General features: G+C 61.2%; 20 protein-coding genes. 13 read left to right on the top strand and 7 right to left on the bottom strand.

Annotated elements, in window-relative coordinates; translation table 11 throughout:
- The first annotated feature begins 29 nt into the window (after positions 1-29).
- The 11 genes from rsfS (at position 30) to BFP95_RS00630 (ending at position 10523) form a co-directional block, all read left to right on the top strand.
- Positions 30-524 (top strand): ribosome silencing factor, encoded by a 495-nt coding sequence (rsfS, locus tag BFP95_RS00680; protein ID WP_003237041.1) that lies wholly within the window; start codon positions 30-32, stop codon positions 522-524.
- Between the two features lie 9 nt (positions 525-533).
- Complete coding sequence (gene rlmH, locus BFP95_RS00675) at positions 534-1001, top strand: 23S rRNA (pseudouridine(1915)-N(3))-methyltransferase RlmH (RefSeq protein WP_003176297.1); 468 nt, start codon at positions 534-536, stop codon at positions 999-1001.
- A 15-nt stretch (positions 1002-1016) separates the two neighbouring features.
- Positions 1017-2915 (top strand): penicillin-binding protein 2, encoded by a 1899-nt coding sequence (mrdA, locus tag BFP95_RS00670; RefSeq protein WP_065873683.1) that lies wholly within the window; start codon positions 1017-1019, stop codon positions 2913-2915.
- 31 nt (positions 2916-2946) lie between these two features.
- On the top strand, positions 2947-4050 hold the full coding sequence (gene rodA / locus BFP95_RS00665) for a rod shape-determining protein RodA (protein WP_049713470.1): 1104 nt from the start codon (positions 2947-2949) through the stop codon (positions 4048-4050).
- 17 nt (positions 4051-4067) lie between these two features.
- Positions 4068-5078 (top strand): lytic murein transglycosylase B, encoded by a 1011-nt coding sequence (gene mltB / locus BFP95_RS00660; RefSeq protein ID WP_065880414.1) that lies wholly within the window; start codon positions 4068-4070, stop codon positions 5076-5078.
- A complete protein-coding gene (locus BFP95_RS00655) occupies positions 5078-6082 on the top strand; it encodes a septal ring lytic transglycosylase RlpA family protein (RefSeq protein WP_065873681.1) in 1005 nt (334 codons plus the stop codon). Before mltB ends, BFP95_RS00655 begins: the two co-directional genes overlap by 1 nt.
- A gap of 180 nt (positions 6083-6262) precedes the next feature.
- Positions 6263-7420 (top strand): D-alanyl-D-alanine carboxypeptidase family protein, encoded by a 1158-nt coding sequence (locus BFP95_RS00650; protein WP_065873680.1) that lies wholly within the window; start codon positions 6263-6265, stop codon positions 7418-7420.
- Positions 7421-7503: 83 nt separating this feature from the next.
- A complete protein-coding gene (locus tag BFP95_RS00645; RefSeq protein WP_065880412.1) occupies positions 7504-7779 on the top strand; it encodes a DUF493 domain-containing protein in 276 nt (91 codons plus the stop codon).
- Positions 7779-8426, top strand: coding sequence for a lipoyl(octanoyl) transferase LipB (gene lipB / locus BFP95_RS00640; protein ID WP_065891171.1), 648 nt, complete (start codon positions 7779-7781; stop codon positions 8424-8426). The genes BFP95_RS00645 and lipB overlap by 1 nt, the downstream gene beginning before the upstream one ends.
- A gap of 26 nt (positions 8427-8452) precedes the next feature.
- On the top strand, positions 8453-9454 hold the full coding sequence (lipA, locus tag BFP95_RS00635) for a lipoyl synthase (RefSeq protein ID WP_162490596.1): 1002 nt from the start codon (positions 8453-8455) through the stop codon (positions 9452-9454).
- Between the two features lie 151 nt (positions 9455-9605).
- Positions 9606-10523, top strand: a complete 918-nt coding sequence (locus BFP95_RS00630) for a S66 peptidase family protein (RefSeq protein ID WP_065873677.1) — start codon at positions 9606-9608, stop codon at positions 10521-10523.
- Between the two features lie 125 nt (positions 10524-10648).
- Here the strand turns inward: BFP95_RS00630 and BFP95_RS00625 are convergent, their stop codons facing one another.
- The 5 genes from BFP95_RS00625 to leuS all read right to left on the bottom strand — a co-directional run bounded on the left by BFP95_RS00625 (position 10649) and on the right by leuS (position 16827).
- Entirely contained in the window at positions 10649-11974 is a 1326-nt protein-coding gene (locus tag BFP95_RS00625; RefSeq protein WP_065873676.1) for a lytic murein transglycosylase, read from the bottom strand.
- Positions 11975-12035: 61 nt separating this feature from the next.
- The gene (gene arfA, locus BFP95_RS00620) at positions 12036-12200 is read right to left on the bottom strand and encodes an alternative ribosome rescue factor ArfA (protein WP_065908951.1); all 165 of its coding nucleotides are present in this window, start codon (positions 12198-12200) and stop codon (positions 12036-12038) included.
- A gap of 249 nt (positions 12201-12449) precedes the next feature.
- On the bottom strand, positions 12450-13487 hold the full coding sequence (holA, locus tag BFP95_RS00615; protein WP_049711379.1) for a DNA polymerase III subunit delta: 1038 nt from the start codon (positions 13485-13487) through the stop codon (positions 12450-12452).
- Positions 13488-13526: 39 nt separating this feature from the next.
- Positions 13527-14132 (bottom strand): LPS-assembly lipoprotein LptE, encoded by a 606-nt coding sequence (gene lptE / locus BFP95_RS00610; RefSeq protein WP_065908948.1) that lies wholly within the window; start codon positions 14130-14132, stop codon positions 13527-13529.
- A gap of 88 nt (positions 14133-14220) precedes the next feature.
- Positions 14221-16827 (bottom strand): leucine--tRNA ligase, encoded by a 2607-nt coding sequence (gene leuS, locus BFP95_RS00605; protein ID WP_065873674.1) that lies wholly within the window; start codon positions 16825-16827, stop codon positions 14221-14223.
- 262 nt (positions 16828-17089) lie between these two features.
- Between leuS and BFP95_RS00600 the strand changes: the two genes are divergently transcribed.
- Positions 17090-17407: a hypothetical protein gene (locus tag BFP95_RS00600; protein WP_065873673.1), complete on the top strand. Its 318-nt coding sequence runs from the start codon at positions 17090-17092 to the stop codon at positions 17405-17407.
- Between the two features lie 95 nt (positions 17408-17502).
- Complete coding sequence (locus BFP95_RS00595) at positions 17503-18264, top strand: YdcF family protein (protein ID WP_065880409.1); 762 nt, start codon at positions 17503-17505, stop codon at positions 18262-18264.
- 67 nt (positions 18265-18331) lie between these two features.
- Here BFP95_RS00595 and lnt read toward each other — a convergent pair whose 3' ends face one another.
- Together lnt and BFP95_RS00585 are read right to left on the bottom strand one after the other, a co-directional pair.
- On the bottom strand, positions 18332-19855 hold the full coding sequence (lnt, locus tag BFP95_RS00590; protein ID WP_065908945.1) for an apolipoprotein N-acyltransferase: 1524 nt from the start codon (positions 19853-19855) through the stop codon (positions 18332-18334).
- Between the two features lie 8 nt (positions 19856-19863).
- Positions 19864-20703 carry an HlyC/CorC family transporter gene (locus tag BFP95_RS00585; protein WP_065873670.1) on the bottom strand — a complete coding sequence of 280 codons (840 nt, stop codon included), beginning with the start codon at positions 20701-20703 and terminating at the stop codon, positions 19864-19866.
- Between the last annotated feature and the right edge of the window lie 3 nt (positions 20704-20706).

Genomic DNA, 20706 nt, shown 5'->3' with positions numbered 1-20706 from the left:
CCCGTACATACGAGCAAAACGAGTTTTATATGACGAACAAAGACGTAAGCAAAGTTAAGCGCAAAGGCACCTTCAAAAGCGCCCCGCTGCCAGTAGAAGCCCACGTTGGCCCTGAGCTGGCTGGCGAAGAGCTGGTAAAAGTCGCCGTAGCGGCCCTGGAAGACGTTAAGGCCCAGGACATCCAAGTGCTGGACGTGCGCGACAAGCAGAGCATCACCGACTACATGATCATCGCCACCGGTACCTCCAACCGCCAGATCGGCGCGATGCTGGACAAGGTTCGCGAAGCCGTCAAAGCACAAGGCGTCAAGCCGCTGGGTGAAGAAGGCAAGGGCGACAGCGACTGGGTGCTGTTGGATATGGACGACGTGATCGTACACATGATGACCTCCAACGCTCGCCAGTTCTACGACCTGGAACGTCTGTGGAAAGGCGCCGAGCAGAGCCGTGCCGCCGATGGCAAGCACCACAGCCCGGAAGTGGGCCACGCGCACTTCGACAAGCTGAACAAAGACCAGGAATAAGGAACGGCTGTGCGCCTGCGTCTGATCGCTGTCGGTTCACGCATGCCCAAGTGGGTGGAAGAAGGCTGGCACGAGTATGCCAAACGTCTGCCCGCTGAGCTGTCGCTTGAACTGGTGGAAATACCGCTGAATACCCGGGGCAAGAATGCCGACGTGGCGCGCTTTATCCGTCAGGAAGGCGAAGCCATGTTGGCCAAGGTCGGCCCCAACGAGCGCATCGTCACCCTCGAAGTGCACGGCAAACCCTGGAGCACCGAGCAATTGGCGGTGGAACTGGATCGCTGGCGCCTGGATTCGCGTACGGTCAACTTCATGGTGGGCGGCCCCGAAGGGCTGGCGCCGGAAGTCTGTGCGCGGGCGGACCAGCGTTGGTCGTTGTCAGCGCTGACGCTGCCGCACCCGTTGGTAAGAATCCTGATCGGTGAACAGCTGTATCGCGCCTGGACAGTTCTGTCCGGGCACCCTTATCACAAATAATCTGCGCCTCTTTCGATGACCCAGCCGATCCGCATCAAGGACCACGAGAAAGACGCACGTCTCGTACGCGCTCGGGTCGTGTTCGGCGCTTTTATGGTGGTGGGGCTGATCGGGGTGCTGATTGCGCGCCTGTATTTCCTGCAGGTGATCCAGTACGACTATCACTCCACGCTGTCGGAAAACAACCGGGTGCATGTGCAGCCGATTCCGCCGACCCGTGGGCTGATTTTCGACCGCAATGGCGTGGTGGTCGCGGATAACCGGCCCAGCTTCAGCCTGAGCATGACCCGCGAACGTTCCGGTGATTGGCAGCAGATCCTCGATGTGATCGTCGAGGTGCTGCAGTTGACCCCGGAAGACCGCGTGATCTTCGAAAAGCGCATGAAGCAGGGGCGCCGGCCATTCGAGCCGGTGCCGATCCTGTTTGAGCTGACCGAAGAGCAGATCGCCCGGATCGCGGTGAACCAGTTCCGTCTGCCGGGTGTGGAAGTGGTGGCGCAGTTGGTGCGGCACTACCCGCAGGGGCCGCATTTTGCGCACTCTGTCGGCTACATGGGGCGAATCAACGAGAAAGAGCTGAAAAGCCTCGATCCGGTCAATTACAGCGGCACCCACCATATCGGCAAGACAGGCATCGAGCGTTTCTACGAGCCAGAACTGCACGGCCAGGTGGGTTACGAAGAAGTCGAGACCAACGCTCGCGGCCGTGTGCTGCGGGTACTCAAGCGCACCGACCCGGTGCCGGGCAAGGACATCGTCCTGAGCCTGGACATCAAGTTGCAGGAAGCCGCCGAGATGGCCCTGGGCGGTCGCCGTGGCGCGGTAGTCGCGCTGGACCCGAAAACCGGTGAAGTGCTGGCGATGGTCAGCCAGCCAAGCTTCGACCCCAACTTGTTTGTGACGGGCATCAGCTTCAAGGCTTACGCCGAGTTGCGCGATTCCATTGACCGGCCGCTGTTCAACCGCGTATTGCGCGGCCTGTACCCGCCGGGTTCGACAATCAAGCCGGCGGTGGCGATTGCGGGTCTGGACGCGGGCGTGGTCACGGCCTCCAGCCGAGTCTATGACCCTGGCTACTACATGCTGCCCAACTACGATCACAAATACCGTAACTGGAACCGCACCGGTGACGGCTATGTCGACTTGGACACCGCGATCATGCGCTCCAACGACACCTATTTTTACGACCTGGCCCACAAGTTGGGGATTGATCGCCTATCCACCTATATGGGCAAGTTCGGCCTCGGTCAGAAAGTCTCCCTGGACATGTTCGAAGAGTCCCCGGGCTTGATGCCGTCGCGCGAGTGGAAGCGCGCAACCCGCCGCCAGGCGTGGTTCCCGGGCGAGACGTTGATCCTCGGCATCGGCCAGGGCTACATGCAGGCCACGCCGCTGCAGCTGGCGCAGGCCACGGCGCTGGTGGCCAACAAAGGCATCTGGAACCGTCCGCACCTGGCCCGGACCATCGAAGGCGAAAAGCCGGTGGATGACAACCCGATCCCCGACATTGTGCTGCGTGACCCGTCGGACTGGACCAAGGTCAATCACGGCATGCAGCAAGTGATGCACGGCGCCCGCGGTACAGCGCGCAAAGCGGCCATTGGCGCGCAATACCGCATTGCCGGCAAGAGCGGTACCGCGCAGGTGGTGGCGATCAAGCAAGGCGAGAAATATGACCGCTCCAAGGTTCAAGAGCGCCACCGTGACCACGCCTTGTTTGTCGGCTTCGCGCCGGCGGACGATCCGAAAATCGTGGTGGCGGTGATGGTCGAAAACGGCGAATCCGGCTCCGGCGTCGCGGCCCCGGTGGTGCGCCAGATCATGGACGCCTGGCTGTTGGCCGACGACGGCAGGCTCAAGCCCGAATATGGCGGCCCCCCTTCAAGCACCGAGGTTACGGCCCGTGAAGAGTAATTTTGACCGCATCCTCTCCAGCGAAGACGTGATGCGTCGCCGTGCGACGTTGCTGCAACGCATGCACATTGATGGTCCGTTGCTGATCCTGTTGCTGACATTGGCAGCGGGCAGCCTGTTCGTCCTGTACTCGGCCAGCGGCAAGAACTGGGACCTGCTGATCAAGCAAGCGTCGTCGTTCGGCCTGGGCCTGTTGTCGATGGTCGTGATTGCCCAGCTTGAGCCACGGTTCATGGCGCGTTGGGTGCCGCTGGGCTACGTCGCCGGGGTGCTGTTGCTGGTGGTAGTGGACGTGATGGGCCACAACGCCATGGGCGCGACGCGCTGGATCAACATTCCGGGGGTGATTCGCTTCCAGCCGTCGGAATTCATGAAGATTCTGATGCCCGCGACCATCGCCTGGTACTTGTCCAAGCGCACCTTGCCGCCGCAGCTCAAACACGTGGGGATCAGCCTGATCCTGATTGGCGTGCCGTTTGTGCTGATCGTGCGCCAGCCCGACCTCGGCACCTCGCTGCTGATCCTGGCGGGCGGTGCCTTCGTGCTGTTCATGGGCGGCTTGCGCTGGCGCTGGATCCTCAGCGTGCTGGCTGCCGCCGTGCCCGTGGCCGTGGCCATGTGGTTCTTCTTTATGCATGACTACCAGAAGCAGCGAATCCTGACCTTCCTCGACCCTGAAAGCGACCCGCTCGGCACCGGTTGGAACATCATCCAGTCGAAGGCCGCCATCGGTTCCGGCGGCGTATTTGGTAAGGGGTGGTTGCTGGGCACCCAATCGCACTTGGACTTTTTGCCCGAGAGCCACACCGACTTCATCATTGCGGTAATGGGCGAAGAGTTCGGCCTGGTGGGCATTTGCGCGCTGCTGCTGATCTATTTGCTGTTGATTGGTCGCGGCCTGGTGATCACCGCGCAGGCGCAGACGTTGTTCGGCAAATTGCTGGCCGGCGCCCTGACCATGACTTTTTTTGTTTACGTTTTCGTCAACATCGGTATGGTCAGTGGCCTGTTGCCGGTGGTTGGGGTGCCGTTGCCGTTCATTAGCTACGGCGGAACTTCGCTGGTGACATTGATGTCAGCGTTTGGGGTTTTGATGTCGATTCATACGCATCGCAAATGGATCGCACAGGTTTGAATAAGGTGAAGATGTCAATGCAAGTAATGCGCGGCTGGGCGACTCGGCATGCGTCCTGGATGGGCCTGATTGGGCTGCTGGGCGCAACGCAAGAGGCGCAGGCCGGTGACTACGATGGTTCACCCCAGGTCGCCGAGTTTGTCGGTGAAATGACCCGCGACTATGGTTTCGCCGGTGAGCAACTGATGGGCGTGTTCCGCGAGGCCCAGAAAAAACAGGCGATCCTCGACGCCATTTCTCGCCCTGCCGAACGCGTGAAGCAGTGGAAGGAATATCGCCCGATGTTCCTCACCGACGCCCGCGTGGCGCGGGGTGTGGACTTCTGGCGTCAGCATGAGGCAGTGCTGGCCCGCGCCGAGCAGGAATACGGTGTGCCGGCCCAGGTCATTGTCGCGATCATTGGCATCGAAACCTTTTACGGGCGCAATACCGGCAGTTACCGGGTGATCGACGCCTTGTCGACCCTGGGCTTCGATTACCCGCCGCGCGCCGACTTCTTCCGCAAGGAGCTGCGCGAATTCCTGCTGCTGGCCCGCGAAGAGCAGGTCGACCCGCTGAGCCTCAAAGGTTCCTACGCGGGGGCGATGGGCTTGCCGCAGTTCATGCCGAGCAGCTTCCGCGCCTATGCCGTGGACTTTGACGGCGATGGGCATATCAATATCTGGAGCAATCCGGACGATGCCATCGGCAGTGTGGCCAGCTACTTCAAGCGTCATGGCTGGGTGGGCGGCGAACCGGTGGTGATCCGCGCCGATGTCACGGGGGACCGCGCCGACGAAGGCCTGACCCAAGGCATTGAGCCGGCCAAGACGGTCGGGGAGTTGCAGGCGCTGGGCTGGTCGAGTCAGAATGCGCTGCCTGCTGATATGCCGGTCACGGCGTTCCGCCTTGAAGGCGAAAACGGTCCGGAATACTGGATGGGCCTGAAGAATTTCTACGCAATCACGCGTTATAACCGCAGTGTGATGTACGCCATGGCCGTGCATCAGCTGTCAGACATGCTGGTCCAAGCACGGGGCAACAAGTAATGCGGGCATCGCCGTTCAATCAACCGCTCAAGCTGGTGGCGTTCGCCGCGTTGTCCCTGCTGGTCGTCAGTTGTTCCACCACCAACAGCCGCGCGCCGGCGCAAAAGTCCGGCGGCGCAGTCGTCCGTGCCCAGCCGGGCCTGGACATCAACCGCGCACACAAAGACGGCGCGCCGTGGTGGGACGTCGATGTATCGAAGATCCCGGACGCCACGCCGACCCTGCACACCGGGCCTTACAAGGCCAACCCGTATACCGTGCTGGGCAAGAATTACTTCCCGCTGCAGGAATCCAAGACGTACGTCCAATCGGGTACAGCGTCCTGGTATGGCACCAAATTCCATGGCCAGAACACCGCCAACGGCGAAGTGTATGACCTGTACGGCATGAGCGCGGCCCACAAGACCCTGCCGCTGCCCAGCTATGTACGCGTGACCAACCTGGACAACAACCGCACGGTGATCCTGCGGGTCAACGACCGCGGGCCGTTCTATTCGGACCGCATCATCGACTTGTCCTACGCCGCCGCGAAGAAACTCGGCTACGCCGAAACCGGTACCGCGCGTGTGAAAGTCGAAGGTATCGACCCTGCGCAGTATTGGGCCCAGCGTGGCAAGCCAGCGCCGTTGATGCTCAATGAACCGCAAACCCAGCAACCGCAAGTGACTGCCTCAACGGGCAAGATCGAGCAGTGGACGCCGCCGCCGCAGCAGCATGCTCCGGACACCGTCGTCGTACCCAGGGCTGCGCCAGGCGCTGCCGCAGCGGGCGGGCAATACCTGCAGGTCGGCGCTTTCGCCAACCCGGATGCGGCAGAACTGTTAAGGTCCAAGCTGAGCGGCATGGTCAACGCGCCGGTGTTCATCAGCTCCATCGTGCGTAACCAGCAGACCCTGCATCGCGTACGGATGGGGCCGATAGGCTCGCCGAGCGAAGTCGCGCAAGTTCAGAACAGCGTGCGCATGGCCAACCTGGGGCAACCCAGTGTGGTTACCGCCGAATAATAGAGAATTGATGGTTCTGGCTCGTGCGCGGGTCAGGGCTGTGGTTGTTGGCTCGTTTGACAATAAAAACCCAGGGGCAAGGGGTGAGCGGGCAACCGAATACGCGACAGTCTGGCAACGGGCTGTCTGAATAAGTTTTGCCCGCGAGGGCAAGTTTCCATAAGCAATTTCGAGAGACGGATGAACATCACCACCTTAGCCAAACGCACGTGCCTGCTTCTTTCGCTGATCATCACCCCGGCCGCCTGGGCCGTTGAAATGGTGCCGGCTTCCCCGCAACTGGCCGCCAAGTCCTGGGTTCTCATGGATGCCGCCAGTGGCAACGTGCTGGTCGAGAGCAACGGTGACCAGCGCCTGCCACCGGCCAGCCTGACCAAACTGATGACCGCCTACATCGCGACCCTGGAAATCCGTCGCGGCCAGATCGGCGAGAACGATCCGGTGACCGTCAGCGAAAACGCCTGGCGTACCGGCGGCTCGCGGATGTTCATCAAGGTCGGTTCGCAGGTGACTGTGAGCGACCTGCTGCACGGCATCATCATCCAGTCCGGTAACGACGCCAGCGTCGCCCTGGCCGAGCACATCGCCGGCAGCGAAGACGCGTTCGCCGACATGATGAACAAGACGGTGACTGACCTGGGCATGACCAACAGCCACTTCATGAACCCGACCGGCCTGCCGAACCCAGAGCACTACTCGTCGGCCCACGACATGGCGATCCTGGCGCGCGCGATCATTCGTGTCGACCCGGTGCACTACGCGATCTACTCCCAGAAAGAGTTCTACTGGAACAACATCAAGCAACCTAACCGCAACCTGCTGCTGTGGCGCGACAAGACCGTTGACGGTCTGAAAACCGGCCACACTGACGAAGCCGGCTACTGCATGGTGTCGTCTGCTGTACGTGACGGCCAACGCCTGATCGCCGTGGTCTTCGGCACCAACAGCGAGCAGGCCCGTGCGGCCGAGACGCAAAAACTGCTGACCTACGGTTTCCGCTTCTTCGAAACCCAGACCTTCTACCAGAAGGGTGCTGAGCTGGCGACCGCGCCGGTTTGGAAGGGCGCTACCTCCCAAGTCAAGGCCGGCCTGGCTGAAGACCTGACCCTGACCATGCCTAAAGGCCAGCTGAAAAAGCTCGCTGCCAGCATGACCATGAACCCGCAATTGGTTGCGCCAATCGCCAAGGGCGATGTGATCGGTAAAGTCGAAGTGAAGCTGGACGACAAGGTGGTGCACAGCGCCGACCTGATCGCCCTGGACGCCGTCGACGAAGGTGGTATCTTCCGCCGCGTGTGGGATAGCATCCGTCTATTCTTCTACGGCTTGTTCAACTGATAGTGTGCATCTGCAAAGCCCCGCGTTGATCCGACGCGGGGCTTTGTTGTCGCCAAGGCTTACGCTTACGAGGCCGTTACGCCATGACCGATACCGAAGTAAAGGCGCCAAAGATCGAATTCCCGGTGGTGGACTATCCCATCAAGATCATCAGCGACACCGGCGTAGGCCGCAAAGACTTGATCCTCGAGATTGTGCGCAAGCACGCGACGATCAATGACCAGCGTGTGGACGAGCGTTCCAGCTCCACAGGCAAATACACCACGATCCAGTTGCACATCGTTGCGACCGGTCAAGACCAGCTCTACGACATCAACAGTGAACTGCGGGCCACTGGCTTCGTGCACATGGTGTTGTGATGTCACAGGTCCTGGGCTTTCGCGAGCTCGGCCGGATGGACTACGAGCCCGTCTGGCACGCCATGCAGCGCTTCACCAATGAGCGCGGCAGCTCGGCCCCGGATGAAATCTGGCTGGTGGAGCACCCGCCGGTGTTCACCCAGGGCCAAGCCGGCAAGGCCGAGCACTTGCTGCTGCCGGGGGATATTCCGGTGGTGCAGGTCGACCGAGGTGGCCAAGTGACTTACCATGGTCCCGGTCAGCTGGTGGCTTATCTGCTGCTGGACGTACGCAAGCTTGGCTTTGGCGTACGCGACCTGGTGAGCCGCATGGAGGCTTGCCTGATCGAGCTGTTGGCCAGTTACGGCGTGACCGCTGCGGCCAAGCCCGATGCACCCGGTGTGTATGTGGATGGCGCGAAAATCGCGTCCCTCGGTTTGCGAATTCGCCACGGTTGCTCCTTTCATGGCCTGGCCCTGAATGTGGACATGGACCTGGCGCCGTTTCGACGGATCAACCCGTGCGGCTACGCCGGGCTGGCGATGACCCAATTGAGCGACCACGCCACACCGATTAAATTTGCCGAGGTAAGTGCCCGGCTGCGTGAGCAGCTCGTCAAACACCTCGACTATGCTGAGCAGACGACCCTTACGGGCGGAATCGACTGATTATGACTACTGATGCAGTGCAAACCATGATCCCGACGGTGGACGTTACCGACCGTGCGGCCCCGGCCCCGCGTGCCAAGGTGGAAGCCGGCGTCAAGCTGCGCGGCGCCGAGAAGGTTGCACGCATCCCGGTGAAGATCATTCCGACCACCGAACTGCCGAAGAAGCCTGACTGGATCCGCGTGCGCATCCCGGTTTCGCCGGAAGTCGACCGTATCAAGGCCCTGCTGCGCAAACACAAGCTGCACAGCGTGTGCGAAGAAGCCTCCTGCCCGAACCTGGGCGAGTGCTTCTCTGGCGGCACCGCCACCTTCATGATCATGGGTGACATCTGCACCCGTCGTTGCCCGTTCTGCGACGTGGGCCACGGCCGTCCGAAGCCACTGGACGTCAACGAGCCGGAAAGCCTGGCCATTGCCATTGCCGACCTTAAGCTCAAGTACGTGGTGATCACCTCGGTTGACCGCGACGACCTGCGTGACGGCGGTGCCCAGCACTTTGCCGACTGCATCCGCGAAATCCGCAAGTTGTCGCCAAACGTCATGCTCGAAACCCTGGTGCCGGACTACCGTGGCCGTATGGACGTGGCGCTGGAAATCACCGCTGCCGAGCCGCCGGATGTGTTCAACCACAACCTGGAAACCGTGCCGCGCCTGTACAAGGCCGCGCGCCCGGGTTCGGACTACCAGTGGTCGCTGACCCTGCTGCAGAAATTCAAGCAAATGATGCCGCACATCCCGACCAAATCCGGCCTGATGCTGGGCCTGGGCGAGACCGACGAAGAAGTGATCGAAGTCATGCAGCGCATGCGCGAACACGACATCGACATGCTGACCCTGGGCCAGTACCTGCAACCGTCCCGCAGCCACTTGCCGGTGCAGCGTTTCGTGCACCCGGACACCTTCGCCTGGTTCGCCGAGGAAGGTTACAAGATGGGCTTCAAGAACGTCGCGTCGGGGCCGCTGGTGCGTTCGTCGTACCATGCGGACGAGCAAGCCAAGCTGGTCAAGGCTAGCCTGGTTTCGTAATACAGATTTGGGCAACACCGCTGATCCAATGTGGGAGCGGGCTTGCTCGCGAAGGCGGTGTTTCAGTCACCTGATTTATTGACTGACACTGCGCTTTCGCGAGCAAGCCCGCTCCCACATTTCGTTTCGCGTCAGCCAAGGAGAATTGTGGATGAGCATTGCCGTACCTGCCTTGCGCCCAGAGGGCACCATCGCCCTGATCGCCCCCGCCGGCCCCGCCACGCTGGACGTCGAAAAGGCCGGCCAATGGATGCGCGCCCGCGGCTACGACCTGCGAATCCTTCCTGGCGTCTATGAGCGCGACGGCTACCTGGCCGGCAGCGATACAGTCCGCCTCAACGATCTCCATAAAGCCTTCGCCGACCCTGAAATCGACGCCATCTTCTGCCTGCGCGGCGGCTACGGCACGCCGCGTCTGCTTGATAGCCTGGATTTCGACCTGCTACGCGCCAATCCCAAGCCGTTCGTAGGTTATAGCGACATCACCGCTCTACACCTGGCGATCAGCCGCTACGCCGGCTTCGTGACCTTCCACGGGCCGATGCTCAATGCCGATCTGCTGGGCGATAAGCAACAGCCCACCGAATCCTCGCTGTTCAGCCTGCTGCGCGGCCAACTGAGTACTGGTAGCGAGTTGATGCACCCGGTGGCTTACCCGCTGACGACGATTGAACCGGGCATCGCCTGTGGGCGTTTGCTCGGCGGCAACCTGTCGATGATCGCGGCTGTCATGGGCACGCCCTACGAGATGGATGCCGAGGGCATCATCTTGTTTATCGAAGACGTCAACGAGCCGATCTACCGCATCGACCGTCTGCTCACGCACCTGCGCCTGGCGGGCAAGCTGGCCCAGGTTGCGGGTGTGCTGGTGGGGGATGTGGCGGGTGTGGACAAGGATGCGTTGGAGCGGCTGCTCAAGCAGACCTTTGAACCGCTGTGCATTCCGGTATTGTCCGGCTGGCGCAGTGGGCATTGTGATCCGAACCTGACGTTGCCGATGGGCGCGTTGGTCAGGCTGGATGCGGGGGAGAAGAGGGTGGTGTTGGAGCAGGATGTAGTCGTTAGATAGTTGTTGCCTGTGAAGCCGTCTTCGCAGGCAAGCCAGCTCCCACATTCGACCGTATTCCAAAGGGTGTACGCGGTTAAATGTGGGAGCGGGCTTGCTCGCGAAAGCGGTAGTAGCCATAAGCAGATCTACCGGTTCTGCAACGATTCCAGCAGCTTCACCGTCGGATACCCATCCGCCGGCCAGCCCAGCGCTTGCTGCGCCGCACGAATCGCCTTGCGCGTATTGGCGCCAATGATCCCGTCCGGGTTGCCCGCGTCATAACCGTTGGCACTCAGCGCTGTCTGCAAATCGATACGCTGGGAGCGGCTCAACGGCAGCTCATCCTTCGGCCAGTCACCACGAATCACACCACCGCCACCGAACCTTTCCGACAACAGGCCAACCGCCAGCGCGTAGGACGACGAGTTGTTGTACTTGAGGATTGCGCGGAAGTTATCCAGCACCAGGAACGCCGGGCCACGGTAGCCCGCCGGCAGCAGCAGGGCGGCGGACAGTTGGTCGACGTTGGGCGGCATGCTGGCGCCCGGCGGCAGTTGGATACCGAGTTTCAGCCATTCGGCGACCGTCTTGCGAATGCCACCATCGGCCAGGGCGTAATCGAAGTTCGCCGGCAGTTGTTTCACCTCAAAGCCCCACGGCTGGCCTTTCTGCCAGCCGGAGCTTTGCAGGTAGTGTGCGGTGGAGGCGAGGGCGTCCGATGGGCTGTTCCAGATGTCGCGGCGACCGTCGCCATCGAAGTCGACGGCGTGGGTGTTGTAGGTGGTCGGGATAAATTGGGTCTGGCCCATGGCGCCGGCCCAGGAGCCTTTCATCTGGTCGGCCTGGATGTCGCCATGCTGGATGATCTGCAGCGCCGCCAGCAGTTGCGCCTGGGCGAATGCTGGGCGACGGCCTTCATAGGCCAGCGTCGCCAGGGAGCGAATCACCGAGTTATTGCCCTGGAACTGGCCGAAATTGCTTTCCATGCCCCACACCGACACCAACGCCTGACGGTCGACGCCATAACGTTGCTCGATGCTTTGCAGGATATCGGCGTACTTGATCAACAATGCCTGGCCATTACGCACGCGTACAGGCGAGAGGGCGCCGTCGAGGTATTCCCACACGGGGCGGGAAAATTCCGGCTGGCTGCGGTCGGCGCGGATTACCGCCATATCAGGGGTGACGTTGGCGAATGCGTTGTCAAACACGGCTTCGGTGATGCCGGCCTGCAGGGCTTGCACGCGAAAGCCAGCCTGCCATTCGGCAAAGGTCTGGGTCGGTTGGATATCAAGATTGTCCACAGCCAGCGGGGCCACGACAGCGGGCGCTACCACGGGGGCGGTCTGTAACTTTGGCAGTGGTTGAGCGTCGGCGGCGGTCGGTTTCTCCGCGCAGGCGACTAGCAGAATGAGGCTGGAGGCAGCGATCAGTTGGCGAAGGTGCCAACGACGGGGAAGACTAGAGGGCATGCACAGGTCCAGAGATTACAAATCAGGTGCAGACCTTATCATGCCAGAGGGGCGCTTGCCTTCAGGCAGCCAGAAAGTAAGAAGCCTCCCAGCTATTAGACTGGAAGGCTTCGCGGCGGTAGCTGCCTTTGCCCTTGCCGGCGCGTTCCTGACGGCTGCGGAACAGTGGCTGGGCGATGATGGATTTGGCCTTGTTGGGGCCATGCCTGGATGGCTTTTTGCTCATGGTTTGTACTCTTGATAGGTGGGATGAAGCGGTGCAGATCATCTGCCGAAGTTGTGCTGCTGTAAAGCCCGGCGATGTGTAGGAAACCTCGAAATCTGAAGGTGTGCACAGTCAAACTGTGGGAGCGGGCTTGCTCGCGAATGCGGTGTACCAGTCAATAAATCAGGTGACTGATACACCGCATTCGCGAGCAAGTCGAACCGTCGAACCGCCGCTCCCACATTGGTTTTGCGTTGTTCTTAAAAATGGTTACTCAGCAGGCAGTGTCAGGCGCTGGCCGGCCATCAACAACGACAACCGGCTCAAGCTCATCCACGGCGAGCCGGCCGCCTGGCCCTTGATCTGCGCATCAATGCGCTGCGCTTCCAGCAAAAGCTGCGCCCAGCGTTGTGCCGAGTGTCGTTGCAGGGCCTTGCTCATCAAGGGTTTGCGCTTGTCCCAGACCGGTGGCCGGGCTTGGCTGAACGCTTTGTCCAACGGCGTGCCCTGGCTGTATTGCAGGGCGATGTTGGCCAGCACCCGCAGTTCCCGGGCCAGGGCCCAGAGAATCACCGGCGGCTCCACACCTTCGCCGCGCAAGCCTTCAAGCATGCGCAGGGCATGGGCGGGTTCGCCATTGAGGATGGCATCCACCAGCCCGAACACATCAAAGCGTGCACTGTCGGCCACGGCGCCCTGGACGGTCTCAACGGTGATTTGCCCGTCTTCGGCCATCAGCTTGAGCTTTTCGATCTCTTGGGCGGCGGCAAGCAAGTTGCCTTCGACCCGGGCGGCGATCAGCTCCACCGCATCCTGGGTCGCCGACAGCCCCGATTGGGACAGGCGTTGGCGAATCCATTGCGGCAACTGGTTGCTGTCCACTGGCCAGATCTGGATGAACTGGGTCTGAGCCCCTTCAACCAGAGCCTTGCCCCACTTGGTTTTCTGCGCGCTGCCGTCAAGCTTGGGCAGGCTGATCAACAAGACCGTGTCTTCGGCAGGTCGTGAACAGTACTCAATGAAGGCGGCGGCACCCTTATCCCCTGGCTTGCCCGAAGGCAGGCGCAGTTCCAGCAGGCGCTTTTCGGCAAACAGCGACATGCTCGCGCCGGCTTGCAGCAACGTGCCCCAGTCGAAACTGGCGTCGGCGCTGAAGACCTGGCGTTCATCGAAACCTTGCTGGCGTGCAGCGGTGCGGATGGCGTCGGCGGCTTCCTGGCACAGCAGCGGGTCATCACCGCTGACGATGTAGACAGGCGCAAGGCCACCTTGCAGGTGTTTGGCGAGTTGAGCGGGGGCGAGTTTCATAGGCAGGTTAAACGGGGCGCGTGGGGCGCCCCGTCTGGCTTACTCGACAGGTACTTCAACAGGCGATTGTTTCGGCGTGTTGTCTTCGTACTCTTTGGCGGCTTTCAGCGCGTCGGCTTCGGCCTTGGCCTTGTTGTCAGCTTGTTGCTGCAAGGTCTCAAGTTGTTCCGGGGTGATCATCGAGAGGCGCAGCACCATGCGCTGGACCAACTCGCGACGCATCTCCTTGCGCACCTGGTTGATTTCGGAGTCCGAACCCACCAGGTTGTTGCCGTCGTGGCTCACGATTTTCTGGATCTGGATGTCGTCACCCATCAATGGCAGGTGGTCGCGGCCCTGGACCTCAAAGCTGAGCACGGTGCTCAGTTCGATATCGGAGGCACGCCCGGCGCTGGCATAGCTGAGGTTGCGCTGGGTTTGTTTTTCATTGGCCAGGAACAGCTTGTAGGTCGCGCCGGTGTAGACGTGAACGCCACTGTTTTCCAGGACCTGACGCAGCTGGGTCACTGTTTCGCTGTAGGCGTCGCGGGCACTGACGTCCAGTTCCTTGATCGCCATTTCGTGGGTGCCGGTACCGCGCAGCTGGAAGCCGCAAGCGCTCAGCAGCACGGCAAGGCCCATAACCAGCAAATTGCGTTTGATCATTTTGTTGCTCCCCTTGAAACCATGTGGGCCTTATCGAGGCCCTGAAGGCTTTGTTCGGCGCAGGGCTCAAGCCCTGCGCCCGATCCGATTAGCTAGCGACGATATTGACCAGTTTGCCAGGCACTACGATCACTTTGCGGATCGTCAGGCCTTCGGTAAAACGCAGCACGTTTTCGTTGATGCGGGCAGCCGCTTCGACGTCTTCGCGGCTGGCACTGGCCGGCATGTCGATCTGGCCACGCAGTTTACCGTTGACCTGGATCACCAGTTGCAGCGTGTCCTGTACCAGGGCGCTTTCATCCTGTACCGGCCAGCGCGCGTCGATGACGGCACCGTTGTGGCCCAGGCGGTTCCACAAGTCGTGGCTGATGTGCGGCGTGATCGGGGCCAGCAGCAGTGTGACCGTTTCCAGGCCTTCCTGTACCAGCGCGCGATCCTGTTCAGTGGCTTGCGGCGCTTTTTCCAGCACGTTCATCAGCGTCATCACCTGGGCGATGGCGGTGTTGAATTTGTGGTGCTGGCCCACGTCCTGGCTGGCTTGCTTGATGGCCAGGTGGGTGCTGCGGCGAATGAGTTTCTGCTCGTCGCTCAACGCCGCTACGTCCAGTTTGCCCGGCAAGCCCTGGCTGATGTGGGCATGCGCCAGGCGCCAGACGCGCTTGAGGAAACGGTGCGAGCCTTCGACGCCAGAGTCGGACCATTCGGCGCTCATGTCAGGCGGCGAGGCGAACATCATGAACAGGCGGCAGGTGTCGGCGCCGAACTGGTCGATCATTGACTGTGGGTCAACGCCGTTGTTTTTCGACTTGGCCATCTTCTCGGTGCCACCGATTTCCACCGGCAGGCCGTCGGCGATCAGCTTGGCGCTGATGACCTTGGCTTTGCTGTCGCGCTCAAGCTCGACGTCGGCCGGGTTGAACCAGGTGTAGGCGCCGTTGGCTTCACGGCGGTAGTAAGTCTCGGCGACCACCATGCCTTGGGTCAGCAGGTTCTTGAACGGCTCATCCGAACTCACCAGGCCTTCGTCGCGCATCAGCTTGTGGAAGAAGCGCGCGTACAGCAGGTGAAGGATGGCGTGTTCGATACCGCCGATGTACTGGTCCACCGGCAGCCAATGGTCGGCCGCGGATTTTTCGACCAGGCCGCCTTCATAGTGCGGCGAGGCGTAGCGTGCGTAGTACCACGAGGACTCGACGAAGGTGTCCATGGTGTCGGTTTCACGCTTGGCAGGCTGGCCGCATTTCGGGCAACTGCATTCGTAGAACTCAGGCATGCGCGCCAATGGCGAGCCGGCGCCATCCGGCACCACGTCTTCCGGCAACACGACCGGCAGTTGGTCTTCCGGTACCGGCACATCGCCGCAGCTTTCGCAGTGGATGATCGGGATCGGGCAGCCCCAGTAGCGCTGGCGGCTGATGCCCCAGTCGCGCAGGCGGAACTGGGTGCGCGAGGCGCCGAGGTTCTTCTTGATCAGCGCGACTTCGATCGCGTCGAACGCGCCCTGGAAGTCCAGGCCATCAAATTCGCCGGAGTTGATCAGTTCACCGTGCTCGCCGTAGGCGTCTTGCCACGGGGCCGGGTTGGTGTCGCCCGAGCTGGTGCGCACCACGGATTTGATCGGCAGGCTGTACTTGGTGGCGAATTCGAAATCGCGCTCGTCGTGGGCCGGCACAGCCATTACGGCGCCATCACCGTAGTGCATCAGCACATAGTTGGCGACCCAGACCGGCAGCTTTTCACCGGTGAGTGGGTGCTCGACGAACAGCCCAGTCGGCAGGCCTTTTTTCTCCTGGGTGGCGACGTCGGCTTCGGCCACGCTGCCGCCTTTGCATTCGGCGATGAACGCCTGCAGCTCAGGGTTGTTCTGGGCTGCCTGGGTGGCCAGCGGGTGTTCGGCGGCCACGGCGACGTAAGTCGCGCCCATCAGGGTATCTGGACGGGTAGTAAACACTTTGAGCGCGCCCGCTGCGCCGATCGAATCGACGTTGTACGGGAACTGCACTTCCATGCCCTTGGACTTGCCGATCCAGTTGCGTTGCATGGTCTTGACCTGTTCAGGCCAGCCCGGCAGGTCGTCGAGGCTCGACAAGAGTTCATCCGCGTAGGCGGTGATCTTGAAGTAGTACATCGGGATTTCGCGCTTTTCGATCAGCGCGCCGGAGCGCCAGCCGCGACCGTCGATCACCTGTTCGTTGGCCAACACGGTCTGGTCGATCGGGTCCCAGTTCACGGTGCCGCTCTTTTTGTAGATCACGCCTTTTTCGAACAGGCGAGTGAACAGCCATTGTTCCCAGCGGTAGTAGTCCGGCTTGCAGGTGGTCACTTCGCGGGACCAATCCACCGCCAAGCCCAGGCTGCGCAGCTGGTTCTTCATGTAGGCGATGTTTTCGTAGGTCCACTTGGCAGGGGCCACGTTGTTTTTCATCGCGGCGTTTTCCGCCGGCATGCCGAAGGCGTCCCAACCCATGGGTTGCAGGACGTTCTTGCCTTGCATGCGCTGGTAGCGGGAAATCACGTCACCGATGGTGTAGTTGCGCACGTGCCCCATGTGTAGCTTGCCGCTGGGGTAAGGGAACATCGATAGGCAATAGAAAGTCTCCTTGCCTGGCTGTTCACTGACTTCAAAGGACTTTTGCTCGTCCCAGAAGGTTTGGGCGGCGTTTTCTATTTCACGGGGCTGATATTGTTCGTGCATGGCTACTTTTGAACTGAATAGGGGTGGCCTAATCCTCTTCGGTGCAACGTTCAGGTTGATCGACACCAAAAAGCGGCGCGTCCGTGCCCAAACCCTGCGGGAAGTGGAGTTACAGGAAGCGCCGTAGCATACATGACCCCACTCTATCGAGGGAAACCCTGATTGCGCACGCAGGGCCGTCTGTCGCGGCGGCAGGCAGGGGCAGCCATGGGGGCTACGCTGTTTATTGGGGAGTGAGTCATATCTTCAATGAGGTGAGGGGATGGTTGAATCGCAGCGAATCGTATCGAAACCGGATATCTACGAAGGACTGATCGACCGATTGGGTCGTGCATTGGATGCGGCGAGAACAGCAGGCCGATTGCGTGATGAGCGGCCTGTTGAGTTGGAACTGCGTGGTTTGAGCCGCGCAGAGCTGGAACTGATCGAGGCCTATTTGGAACGCAATGGGCGCAGTGCGCCTCCCTGGGTGGCAAACCCGCCAGCAGGGGAGCCTACGCACCCAGCCAAGGTGGTGTGGCTCAAGGACTTGTCGGCCGGTCGTGGCCCGGAAAAGCTCCGGTCCGCCCGCTACAAGTAGTTCATTCCCCCCTGAACGCATCATCGCGCTGCACTGTAAGGATTGTCGCTAAACCCCGTTACACCTTAGGCTTCGGGCATCTATGGAGATGCCCGATGCCTATTCGTTATTTCATTAAACAATTGCTCCTGCCGCCCGGCATTCTCTTGCTGCTGCTGGCGCTTGCCTGGTGGTTTCGTCGCAGCCGGCCACGCTTGGCGGGTTGCTGCTTTGCCCTGGGTTTTGGCGGCATGTGGCTGATCAGCCTGCCGGTGATGGTGGAGTGGGGCGCACGGGCTCTGGAAACCGAGCCGCCGCTGGCGCGGGAAGACTGGTCGACACTGGCTCAGCGCGCCGACGCTATTGTGGTGTTGGGTTCAGGGCGCGAGCGCGGCGACCCGGCCTGGGGCGCCGACCAGCCAACCGGTATCGGCCTGGAGCGTCAGCGGTATGCCGCACGATTGGCCAAGGCCTCCGGGTTGCCGGTGTTGACCGCTGGCGGCCTGCATTATGGCACCCCGCCCAGCGAGGCAGAGTTGATGTCGGTGTCGATGAGGGATGACTTCGGTGTGACGGTGCGCTGGAAGGAAGAGCACAGCCGCACTACGTGGGAAAATGCGCAGATGAGTGCTGAGATTCTGCTACCCGAGGGCGTCAAGCGCGTAGTGGTTGTAACTCAGGCCTGGCACATGCCGCGTGCGGTGTGGAGTTTTGAGAAGGCTGGCTTCACGGTAGTGCCTGCGCCAGTGGGGTTCCTGGGCGTAGACAATGCCAGGCCGCTGGGTGGTTGGATGCCGGAGTTCAAGTCGGTGTGGCAGAGCGGGCAGTTGATCAATGAAGCGGTGGGGCAGGTAGGTTACCGGTTGTTTTATCGGTAACTCGCCACACCGCAGGTCAATCATGGGAGCTGGCAAGCCAGCTCCCACACTGCTTTACGTTTGTCTGTTAGACGGTTTTGGACATGCGACCGGCCAGCAGCGCCCAGCCAAACAGCCCAAGGCACACAATAATCAACGGCCACGAGCGCCATTGCAGGTACGGCGTGAGGTTGTGCATCGGCACTACTTCACCGTAGAGAATGCCGCGCTCGAATTGCGGGATCTGCACGGTGATCTGCCCATACGGGTTGATCAGGCCGGTCACGCCATTGTTGGTGGCACGGATCATCCAGCGGCCGGCTTCAAGCGCACGCATCTGCGCCATTTGCAGGTGTTGCAAAGGGCCGATGGAGCGACCGAACCAGGTGTCGTTGCTGATGGTCAGCAGCAGATCACTCTGAGCCGAGAGGCCGGCGGCGAACTCCGGGTACACCACTTCGTAGCAAATGAAGGGCGCAATCTGATAGCCCTTGGCCTGTAGCATCGCCTGATCGGCAGGGCCACGGGCGAAGTCCGACATCGGCAGGTCAAAGAAGGCGATCAGGCCGCGCAGCATGTCCTGCAGCGGGACGTATTCGCCAAACGGCACGAGCTTCTGCTTGAGGTAGGTGCCGTCACCTTCGCCCACCACGGTGATGCCGTTGAAGTAGCGCTTCTGGTGGTGCACTTCCTGGCGGATCGGTACACCGGTAATCAGCGCAGTGTGCCGGTCGGCGGCGAACTTGCCCATCATGCCCAGGTAGCCTTCGACAGACTCCTTGAGCACCGGCACCGCTGTCTCCGGCCATACCAGCAGGTCCACACGCTTTGAGCTCAAACTCATGTCGCGGTACAGCGCGAGCTGCGCATTGAGCTGCCCCGGGTCCCACTTCATGCTTTGTTCGACATTGCCCTGAATGGCTGCGACGCTCAGTGGCGCCCCAGACGGGCTGGTCCAGGCGTGATGCTTGAGGGCCAGGCCGATCACCCACGGCGCTACCAGCAGCACCAAGCTAGCGTCGATAAAGGCATTGCGCTTGCCGGCCAGCAGGCGCGGCAGGTTGCACAGCAGGGCTGCCGTCAGTGCCAGGGCAAAGGAAATCAGCCACATGCCGCCCACGGGTGCCAAGCCAGTCAGGGGGCCGTCGAGTTGGCTGTAACCGGAGTACAACCACGGGAAACCGGTGAGGAACCAGCCGCGAAATGCTTCCTGGCCGACCCACAACGCCGCGAACGTGAGCGCATCCGCCAACGGCGCTTCATTGCGGCGCAACCAGCGCGCCCACAGCCAGGCGGGCAGGGCGAAGAACCAGGCGATGGCCGCGGTAAACAGCAGCATCAAGAAGCCAGCCAGCAACACCGAAGCGCCGCCGAAATGGTGGATGCTGTAGTAAATCCAACTGGTGCCAGCGCCAAACAGGCCAAAGCCGAAGCACCAGCCACGGCCAAGCGCCTGGCGGGGGCTCAGATCCCGCAGCCCTACATAGAACAACCCGACCGCTACCAGTGCAAATGGCCACAGATCGAACGGCGCCAGCGCCAGGGTGGTGATGGCGCCGGCCACCACGGCCAGCAAATTACCGGGCCAGCCGGGTGCGATCAAACGGCGCATGTCAGTCCTTAGCGGGCAATAGGTGTCAGGCGGATCAGGTGGATACGACGGCTGTCCGCATTCAGGATACGGAAGCGATAAGCGCCGATCTCGGTGGTTTCGTTACGTTTTGGCAGATGCCCGAACGCACTCATCACCAGGCCACCCACGGTGTCGAACTCATCGTCGGAGAATTCGCTGTCGAAGAACTCGTTGAAATTCTCGATCGGCGTCAGCGCCTTGATCAGGAAATCACCGCTGGGCAGCGGCTTGATGTAGCTGTCTTCTTCAACGTCGTGTTCGTCTTCGATGTCGCCGACGATCTGTTCCAGCACGTCTTCAATGGTGACCAGGCCAGCGACGCCGCCGTATTCGTCGATCACAATGGCCATGTGATTATGGTTGGCGCGGAATTCCCGCAGCAGCACGTTCAGGCGCTTGGATTCAGGCACAAAGGTGGCCGGACGCAGCAGGTCCTTGATGTTGAAGCTGTCACCGTTCTCCTTGAGGATCAACGGCAGCAGGTCCTTGGCCAGCAGGACACCCATGACGTCGTCATGGCTTTCACCGATCACCGGGTAGCGCGAGTGCGCCGAGTCGATCACGGCCGGGAGGAATTCCCGTGGGGTCTGGGTTGCCTTGATGCTGATCATCTGCGAGCGCGGGACCATGATGTCGCGTACTTGCAGGTCAGCCACCTGAATGGCGCCCTCGACGATAGCCAGCGCTTCGCTGTCCAGCAACTTGTTCTGATGGGCCTCGCGCAGCAGCTCAAGCAGCTCCTGGCGGTTTTTCGGCTCGTGGGCAAAAGCCTGGGTAATTTTACCCAGCCATGACTTCTGCCCGTTGCTCGATCGGTCTTCGCTCATAGC

It is taken from the genome of Pseudomonas sp. 58 R 12, assembly GCF_900005865.1.
Lineage (GTDB): Bacteria > Pseudomonadota > Gammaproteobacteria > Pseudomonadales > Pseudomonadaceae > Aquipseudomonas > Aquipseudomonas tritici.
The sequence above is the reverse complement of the archived record's forward strand: the minus strand, read 5'-3'. Positions and strand labels throughout refer to the sequence as shown.